Source organism: bacterium, from assembly GCA_027622355.1.
In the GTDB taxonomy this organism is placed as follows: Bacteria; UBA8248; UBA8248; order UBA8248; family UBA8248; genus JAQBZT01.
The window spans coordinates 1-7,839 of the sequence record JAQBZT010000138.1 but is presented as its reverse complement, the minus strand read 5'-3'; the positions used below and the strand labels follow the sequence as shown (position 1 = coordinate 7,839).

The following is a 7,839-nucleotide window of genomic DNA, read 5'->3' as shown; positions in this document are numbered from 1 at the left end:
TCATCCTGCGAGAGCCGGGTGACGATGGTGCCGGCCTCTTCGAATTTTTTCCAGGAATCAAAGTCGGCCTTCTGGATGCCCGCATGATGCATGTCGGAGTAGACGTGCACTTCCATTTCGACGAAGCGCTTCATCTCGGGGGAGAGCGCATTCCACGCTTTCATGCCCACGGTCAGATCCATCAAATCGACCGGCTGGTAGATGGACATGAATCCCGGGGGGCCCATCGAGATGTACTTGGTCACCTGGTGGAAGCCCAGGGCGTAGTTGATGGCCGGGCCCACATAGTCGGCGACGTCGATCGTCCCTTTTTCGAGGCCGGCGAAAATTTCAGAGCCGGGGAGAAGGGTGGTCTTGGCGCCGGCCCCCTGGAAGACCTCGGCCACCATGCCGCCGGGAAGGCGCATCTTGCGGCCGCGGAAATCCTCGATCGAGCGGATGGGCACCTTCGAGTGAATGATGTTCGGGCCGTGATGGATCGGGCCCACGTAGTGCATGTTGAATTTGCTGAAAAGGTCGCGGGTGATTTCCAGGCCGCCCAGCGCGTAGTAGAACACATCCCACTCGTGGGGATTCCGGGGGCCGAGCGGGTAGGAACTCATGAACACCGCGGCGGGCATCCGGCCGGCCCAGTAGAGCGTAAAGGGGTTCATGGCCTGAAGGACGCCGTTTTTCACCGCGTCGAACAGCTGGAAGTCGCCCACCACGTCCTTCGCGCCGAAGGGCTGGAAGGCCAGCTGGCCGCCCGTCTTTTCCTTGATGCTGTTGCACCAGTCCTTGAAGATTTTGAGGCCGATGCCGCCGGGCCAGGACGTCTGGATTTTCCAGGTGGTCGTTGCCCCCTTGGCCGTGCCGATGTTAAAGCCTGTGACGGCGGCGGCCGCTCCTACTCCCGCGGCGGCCTTGATCAAATTGCGCCTTGAAATACCGCTTGAAATACCGGAAGAAGGTTTATCCCCCAGCTTTTTCTCCTCTGCCATAACTCTCCCTCCTTTAAAGGTGAAGGATGCTGTAAAGAGAGAACGCGGTTCTTGCTGTTATCATTTCACTCAAATAGGGCCGGCATGTTCCGCGGGACTTTCGCCACACGGGCACATCGGCATAAAAACGTAGCGCCACCCCAATCACGTGCTTATGACTTGGTATTCATGTTGGTATGTATAACATCGTCTTATCCGAATGAACCGTATGGGGCAAGCTGTAATTTTTCGGCTTCTGGCGCGTGCATTCGAAAGCGTCGAAAGTGCGCGTAAAATTGTATACAGGAAGGGCCGGGTGTAAATTCCGATAATTCAATGTTTTCGGATTTGTTCTTTTTGAGATCCTCTCCGGGGTGAAAGCGCGCCGGGGCCGGTTGCCGCATCCGGGCCGGAAAATACGGAAACTGTGCAATAGAGTGATTTTGGGAGGAAAATTCCTCACCGGGCGGATACTTGCACAGCCGCCTCCCGTCGAGTTCCGGCGCCCGGGGGCAGTTCTCTTTCCCCTCTCCGGCGGCTGTGCTATGGTGCGCGCTGGTCAAAAGGCCTTTTTACTTTTGCGCTGGTGCCTTGGGTGCCAGCGTATTCTTTCGTCTCTTCTGGCAGTGAGGGAAGCATGTCGTTTCAAGAGCTGAACCCGCATTTGCGTCTTCTGCTGGGCCCTGGGCCGAGCCCTGTTCATCCGCGCGTACTCAGAGCCATGAGCACGAATGTCGTCGGACATCTCGACCCCGATTTCCTCGCCGTGATGGACGATTGCCAGCAGATGCTGCGCCAGGTGATGAACACCGAAAACCGGGTGACCTTTCCCGTCTCGGGGACAGGAAGCGCCGGGATGGAAGCGGCCGTTTGCAACGTGATCGAAGAGGGCGACAAGGCCATCATTTGCGTCAACGGCGTTTTCGGCGAGCGGATGTGCGATGTGGCCGGCCGCTACGGCGCCCAGGTGATCCGGGTGGAGGCCCCCTGGGGGCATGCCATCGATCCCCAGGACCTCAAAAAGGCCCTCGACGCCAACCCGGACGCCGCTCTTGTCGGAATCATTCACGCCGAGACGAGCACGGGCGTTCTCCAGCCCATGGAGGAGATCGGCAAACTGTGCCGCGCGCACGGCGCGCTTCTTCTCATGGACTGCGTCACCTCGCTCGGGGGTGTTCCGGTCGAGATGGACAAGTGGGGGGTGGAGATCGCCTACAGCGGTACCCAGAAGTGCCTCTCCTGCCCGCCGGGGGTTGCCCCGCTCTCGATGAGCGAGCGGGCCATCGGCAAGATGCGCGAGCGCAAGGGGAAGGTGAAGAGCTGGTATTTCGACGTGACCATGATTGAAAACTACTGGGGCAGCAATCGCTCCTACCACCACACGGGCCCGATCACGATGAACTACGCCATCCGCGAGGCGCTCCGGGTGGTCCTCGAGGAAGGGCTTGAGGCCCGCTTCGCCCGGCATGCCCTCGCCAGCCGCGCCCTGCAGGCGGGGGTCGAGGCGATGGGAATGACGATGTTCGCCCAGGAAGGGGTCCGCACCCCGACCTTGAATACCGTTGTCCTGCCGGAGGGCGTGGACGATAGTGCCGTCCGCAAACAGCTTTTGAACGATTTCGACATCGAAATCGGCGGCGGCCTCGGGGCGGTGGCCGGGAAAATCTGGCGGATCGGCATGATGGGCCACGGTGCCACCCAGGCCAACGTCACCTACCTCCTTTCGGCCCTGGAAGTGATTTTCAGCAAGATGGGTTATAATGGCCGGGTGGGTGAGGCCGTTGCTGCGGCCACCCGGGTTTATGCAGATGCGGCCGCCTAGGGCTGCGACATTCAAGGAGTCCGCTCATGTTCCCGATGAATATGGGATTTCCCGAACTTCTGCTCATCCTGGCCATTGCCGTGCTGGTTTTTGGCGCCAAGCGGCTCCCCGAGATTGGTTCCGGCCTGGCGCGCGGCATCAAGAGCTTCAAGAAGGGCATAAGTGACGACGGGGAACTCCCCGCGAAGAAAGAAGAGACCGGAGAGGCCGCGGCCCCGATCTCCGGAAAAACCACCACTGGGGACAAAGCCTAGACCAGTTCAGCCGGCGCCTTGCGCCGGTACGCTACCCGGTACAGCCTCCGAGCGTTGATGCTCTTCGGCCCTCCTTGTAGGAAGGAGGGCACGGGCAAGGCGCCGAAAGGGTTTCGCTGGAAACGGCGGAGCCTCCCGCAGTTTGGAAAGGAGCGCTGGGCATGAAGACGGAGCCGGATGTCTCCCCTCCGGCATTCCGGGATTGCCGAGCCAGCTCCGCATTTGCGGGGGCTGGCTTTTTTTGATGGTTTTTTTGAGAGTCTATGCCGGGCCATCCGGCGGAGTAGAGGTGGTGCCATGGAATTTTTCCAGGTCGTCTCGCCACAGGAAGCCATGGAGTCGGTGCGGGGGTTTGCGCCGCTCCCTGCGGAGGAGGTACCTGTCTTCAGTGCCGTGGGCCGCATTCTCGCCGAAGATGTGTGCAGCCCTGTTCCGCTTCCCGATTTTCCCCGTGCGACGATGGACGGCTATGCCGTGCGGGCCGCCGACACCTTCGGCGCGGGAGAGTCCATCCCGGCCTATCTGAATGTCGCCGGACAGGTCCTGATGGGGCAGGCCCCGGGGTTTTCGCTGGGGCGCGGGGAGGCCGCCCGCGTCAGCACGGGGGGGATGATCCCCGAGGGCGCCGACGGTGTCGTCATGGAGGAGTACACCTCCGCCCCCGACCCCGAGACCGTCGAGATCAAGCGCCCCGTTTCGGTGGGTGAGAACATCCTGGCCGTAGGCGATGATCTCAAGGCCGGAGAGCGGATTCTGTCCGCAGGGGCGCGGCTCCGCAGCCAGGACATCGGCGCCTTTTCCGGCGTGGGCATTCTGACGGTGAACGTGCGGCGCCAGCCGCGGGTGGCGATCCTTCCGACGGGGGATGAGCTGATCGATCCGCGGAAGACGCCCGCTCCCGGCCAGGTCCGCGACATCAACCGCTTCTCCCTCGCGGCGGCTGTCACCGAGGCGGGCGGTATCCCCGAGACCGAAGACATCCTCCCGGACGATCTGGACATCATCAAGGCGCGGCTCGCGAAGGCGGCCGATCGCTCCGATGTCGTGCTCATCTCGGGGGGCAGCTCGATGGGGGTGCGCGATCACACCGTCGAGGCCATTGATTCGCTCGGGGAGCCGGGCGTTCTCGTGCACGGCATCTCCATCAAGCCCGGCAAGCCCACCATCATCGGAAGGGTGCGGAAAGAAGGGGTGGACAAGGCGGTGCTGGGGATACCGGGACATCCCGTCTCCGCGCTCATGATCTTCCACGCTTTCGTGCGTCCTCTTCTCCGGCAGCTGAGCGGCGAGGCCGAGAGGGCGGCGGGGCCGGACGGGAGAGTCTCCGCCCGCCTGTCGAGAAATCTTCCCTCGGCGCCGGGGCGGGAGGATTTGGTCCGCGTCGCCCTCGAGCGCAAGGACGGGGAACTGGTGGCGCACCCGCTCATGGGAAGCTCGGCCATGATTTCGACCATGACCAAGGCCGACGGCTATATCGTGATCCCGCTCGAGCGGGAAGGATTGACGGCCGACACCGAAGTGGAAGTCACGCTCTACTGAGGACAAAGATGACGAATCCTCTTCCCCTGGCGGGGCGGAACATCTATCTGGAGAATATTCCCCGGGAGGAGGCCCTCGCGCGGCTGCTCGCCCGGATACCGGCCGCCGCTCTTCCCGCCGAGGAGATTCCGGTTCCCGAGGCGCTCGGCCGGGTGGCGGCCGAGGCAGTTTACGCGGCGGTGTCGAGCCCCCATTTTCACGCCGCCGCCATGGACGGCTATGCCGTGCGCGCCGAGCAGACCTTCGGGGCCTCCCCGGTACAGCCGATCACCCTGCGGGTGGATGTGGATGCGCATCCCGTCGACACCGGCGATCTCCTGCCGCCGGGGTGCGATGCGGTCGCCATGATCGAAATCGTGGACGATGCGGGCGATGGGACGATCCGCCTCGAGGCGGCCCTCTCTCCCTGGCACCATGTGCGCGTCGCGGGGGAGGATGTGGTCGAGGGCCAGCTCCTCTTCCCGGCGGGGCACCGTCTGCGTCCCTACGACCTGGGGGGGATGCTGGCCGCGGGCGTCACGCGCGTCCGCGTCCGCAAGCGCCCCGTGGTGGCGATCATCCCGACCGGGGACGAACTCGTGCCCCCGGGCGCCGACCTTCGGCCCGGCGATCTCATCGAGTTCAACTCCGTGATTCTCTCCTCCTACATTTCCGAGTGGGGCGGCGCGCCGGTCGTCCGCGATATCGTGAAGGACACCTTCGGGCACATCGAGGCGGCCCTCGCGGAGGAGCTCGAGCGCGCCGACATCGTGCTCATCAATGCCGGCTCCTCGGCGGGCCGGGAGGATTTCACCGCCGGCGTCATCCGCAAGCGCGGCGAAGTGCTGGTGCACGGCGTGGCCATTTTTCCGGGGAAGCCGACCATCCTCGGGGTGTGTCCGGCGGCCTCGGGCGAGGCCAAGCCCGTTCTCGGCATTCCCGGCTATCCGGTTTCGGCGGCGCTGGCGGTGCGCGAATTCGCCCGCCCGCTGATGGCACACATGATGGGCGCGCCGGTGTCCGGGTCGCCCGTTGTCACCGCGCGGCTCTCGCGCAAGAGCGCCTCCCACCCCGGAATGGAGGAGTTTCTCCGCGTCAAGCTCGGGGAGGTGGGGGGAAAGATGATGGCGCTTCCGGCCAAGCGGGGAGCGAGCGTCATATCGAGCCTGATCGAGGCGGACGGCATCGTCCGCATCCCCGCCCGCTCCGAGGGCATCGAGGCCGGCGAGGAAGTGCAGGTGGAGCTTCTCCGCCCCTTGAGCGAAATCAAGGGCAACATTCTCGTGGCGGGCAGCCACGACAACGCCCTCGATTTGCTGACCGCGGAGATTCGCCGCCGCCATCCCGCGTACAGCCTCTCGACTTCGGCGGTGGGCTCGATGGCGGGGTTGATGGCGCTCAGAGCCGGCGAGGCCCACGTGGCGGGCAGCCACCTGCTCGATCCGGAGAGCGGGGACTATAACTGGAGCTACATCCGCCGCTACCTCAAGGGGAAAGAGGTGGTGGTGGTGAACTTTGTTCAGCGCGAGCAGGGAATTTTCCTTCCGCCCGGCAACCCGAAGGGGATCAAGGGGGTCGAAGATCTGGCCCGCGAGGGCGTTGTCATCGTCAACCGCCAGAGCGGCGCCGGAACGCGGATTCTTCTCGATCACCTTCTTAAGGAAAAAGGCATCGTCCCGGGCGATGTCGCGGGCTACGAGCGGGTCGAAACCACCCACATGGCGGTCGCGATGGCCGTGGCCGCCGGCCGGGCGGACGCGGGGCTCGGCATCCGCGCGGCGGCGAACCTGCTCGGGCTCGATTTTCTCCCGCTCTCTCTCGAGCGGTTCGATTTCATTTTCAGCGCGGAGAGCTGGGCGCAGCCCTCCGTGCAGCGGATGGCCGAGATTTTGCGGGACCCGGCTTTCGCGCATGCCATTGAGGGGCTGGGAGGCTACAATACCGCCCTGACCGGACACGTACTCAGCCCCCCGGACGGGGCCTAGGAGGCGGACTTTGCTTTACGACAACTACGGACGCGCCCACGACGACCTGCGGATCTCCGTGACGGATCGGTGCAACTTCCGGTGCTTCTACTGCATGCCCGAGGAGGGCATGACCTTCCTGCCCCACGAGGAAATCCTCACCTACGAGGAGATCGCCCGGGTGGTCCGCCTCACCACCGAGTTGGGCTTCGTGAGCTATCACCTGACGGGCGGGGAGCCGCTTCTGCGCAAGGACCTTCATATCCTCATCCGGAAGATGCTCGAGATACAGCCGGGGATGGACATGGCCCTCACGACGAACGGGGTGTTTCTCCCCGAGATGGCGAAGCGGCTTTTCGAGGCGGGGCTTCGGCGGGTGAACATCAGCCTCGACACGATGGATGAGAACAAGTTTCTCTTCATGACGCGCCGCAAGGTGTTTTCGCAGGTGATGGCGGGCATCGAGGCGGCCGTGGAAGCGGGCTTCAGCCCGATCAAGATCAACGCGGTGGCGATCAAGGGGCTCACCGAGGAAGAGTTGCCCCGCTTTGCCAGATGGGCGCGCGAAACGGGCCACGTCGTCCGCTTTATCGAATACATGCCGCTCGATGCAGACAAGAGCTGGGAGAAGGACAAAGTCCTCTCCGCCGAGGAGATTCTGGCGGGGCTTTCGGCCGAGGGCGAGCTCGAGCTGGTGAGCGGCCATCTCTCGGACCCGGCCACCCGCTACCGCTACAAGGACGGCAAGGGAGAGGTGGGCGTCATCGCTTCGGTGACGCGCCCCTTCTGCCAGGCCTGCAACCGGATTCGGCTGACGGCGGAGGGCGAGATTCGCACCTGTCTTTTCTCCCTCGAGGAGCACAACATCAAATCCCTTCTTCGCGGCGGCGCCACGGACGATGAGATTAAGAAATGGCTGGCGGATGTGGTGCGCACGAAAACGCCCGGCCATCTGATCGGGCAAAAAGAGTTCGAACAGCCCAAGCGCACGATGAGCGCCATCGGCGGCTAGCCCGCGCCGCGCGTATTTTTCTTTCCCGGAGCTGGAATCGTGAATCCTGAAGAGACGAAATCGGGCGGCGAAGCCGAAGCTCCCGTCCGTTCGGGGGGGCGGCGGCCGCACGAGCTGCGCGAAACCCGCATTCAACTCGATTACATCCAGACGGCGGCGGGAAGCTGTCTGATCGAAATGGGAAACACGCGGGTGCTGTGTACGGCGTCGGTGGAGGGGACTGTTCCGTCCCACAAGAAAGGGGCGGGCGAAGGATGGGTGACCGCGGAGTATTCCATGCTCCCGGGGAGCAGCACCTCCCGCCTCCCCC

General features: G+C 63.8%; 6 protein-coding genes, 1 pseudogene and 1 riboswitch. Of the genes and pseudogenes, 6 read left to right on the top strand and 1 reads right to left on the bottom strand.

What is annotated here, in order from left to right:
• Nucleotides 1-980, bottom strand: a 980-nt coding sequence (gene dctP / locus O2807_09155; protein MDA1000662.1) for a TRAP transporter substrate-binding protein DctP, incomplete at its 3' end; no start/stop codon positions are given.
• Nucleotides 981-1,596: 616 nt separating this feature from the next.
• Here dctP and O2807_09150 point away from each other — a divergent pair.
• The 6 genes and pseudogenes from O2807_09150 to O2807_09125 all read left to right on the top strand — a co-directional run.
• Entirely contained in the window at nt 1,597-2,781 is a 1,185-nt protein-coding gene (locus O2807_09150; GenBank protein MDA1000661.1) for an alanine--glyoxylate aminotransferase family protein, read from the top strand.
• Nucleotides 2,782-2,807: 26 nt separating this feature from the next.
• A pseudogene (gene tatA, locus O2807_09145) lies at nt 2,808-2,951 on the top strand (twin-arginine translocase TatA/TatE family subunit).
• Between the two features lie 117 nt (nt 2,952-3,068).
• Nucleotides 3,069-3,204: riboswitch (molybdenum cofactor riboswitch) on the top strand.
• A gap of 128 nt (nt 3,205-3,332) precedes the next feature.
• On the top strand, nt 3,333-4,574 hold the full coding sequence (locus tag O2807_09140) for a molybdopterin-binding protein (GenBank protein ID MDA1000660.1): 1,242 nt from the start codon (nt 3,333-3,335) through the stop codon (nt 4,572-4,574).
• 8 nt (nt 4,575-4,582) lie between these two features.
• Nucleotides 4,583-6,538, top strand: a complete 1,956-nt coding sequence (locus tag O2807_09135) for a molybdopterin biosynthesis protein (protein MDA1000659.1) — start codon at nt 4,583-4,585, stop codon at nt 6,536-6,538.
• Nucleotides 6,539-6,548: 10 nt separating this feature from the next.
• Complete coding sequence (moaA, locus tag O2807_09130; protein ID MDA1000658.1) at nt 6,549-7,529, top strand: GTP 3',8-cyclase MoaA; 981 nt, start codon at nt 6,549-6,551, stop codon at nt 7,527-7,529.
• 39 nt (nt 7,530-7,568) lie between these two features.
• Nucleotides 7,569-7,839 (top strand): hypothetical protein (locus O2807_09125; protein MDA1000657.1); only part of this gene is annotated, 271 nt, incomplete at its 3' end.